The organism is Cupriavidus sp. BIS7 (assembly GCF_000292345.1).
GTDB lineage: Bacteria > Pseudomonadota > Gammaproteobacteria > Burkholderiales > Burkholderiaceae > Cupriavidus.
The window spans coordinates 1-890 of record NZ_ALOU01000115.1 but is presented as its reverse complement, the minus strand read 5'-3'; the positions used below and the strand labels follow the sequence as shown (position 1 = coordinate 890).

Annotated in this window: 1 protein-coding gene; it reads left to right on the top strand. The window is 63.3% G+C overall.

Features of this window, described 5'->3' with window-relative positions; genetic code table 11:
* Positions 1–852 (top strand): ATP-binding cassette domain-containing protein (locus B552_RS0126655; RefSeq protein ID WP_019452116.1); only part of this gene is annotated, 852 nt, incomplete at its 5' end.
* Positions 853–890 lie beyond the last annotated feature (38 nt).

Sequence of the window (890 nt, the reverse complement as noted above, 5' to 3'; positions counted from 1 at the left end):
GGCAAGACCACGCTGCTGCGGTTGATTCTCGGCGAACTGCCGCCCGACAGCGGCACGGTGCGCAACGGCAGCAACCTGCAGGTGGCGTACTTCGACCAGATGCGCACGTCGCTGGATCTGGAAAAGTCGCTCGCCGACACCATCAGCCCCGGTAGCGACTGGGTGGAAGTCAACGGCCAGCGCAAGCACGTGATGAGCTACCTGGGCGACTTCCTGTTTGCCCCGGAACGCGCACGTTCGCCGGTCAAGTCGCTCTCGGGCGGCGAGCGCAACCGGCTGCTGCTGGCGCGCCTGTTCGCACGGCCCGCCAATGTGCTGGTACTCGACGAACCAACCAACGACCTTGATATCGACACGCTGGAACTGCTTGAGGAACTGCTGCAGGACTACAGCGGCACGGTGTTCCTGGTTTCGCACGATCGCGCGTTCCTGGACAACGTGGTGACCTCGACGATCGCCGCCGAAGGCGACGGCATGTGGCGCGAATCGGTCGGCGGCTACTCGGATTGGCTGGAACAGTCCGCTCGCGCGCAGGCGCTGCAGGCCGCCAAAGTCGATCAGAAGCAGGCCGAGGCCCCGAAGCAGAGCACGCGCGAGGCGCGCGGCGCGAACCGTACCGTCAAGCTGTCGTACAAGGAACAGCGCGAACTGGATGGCCTGCCGGAGCGCATCCAGTCGCTGGAGACCGAGCAGAAAACCATCTCTACGCAGCTTGAGGATGGCTCGATGTACGCCACCGATCCGAAACGCGCCGCCGATCTGGCCACACGGCACGACGAGATCGAGATGGAACTGCTGGAAGCGCTGGAGCGCTGGGAAGTGCTGGAGAAGAAAACGAAGGGCGAAGCTTAAAAACTTCTTCTGTTTTCTCTTTTCTCCCCTCTCCCGCA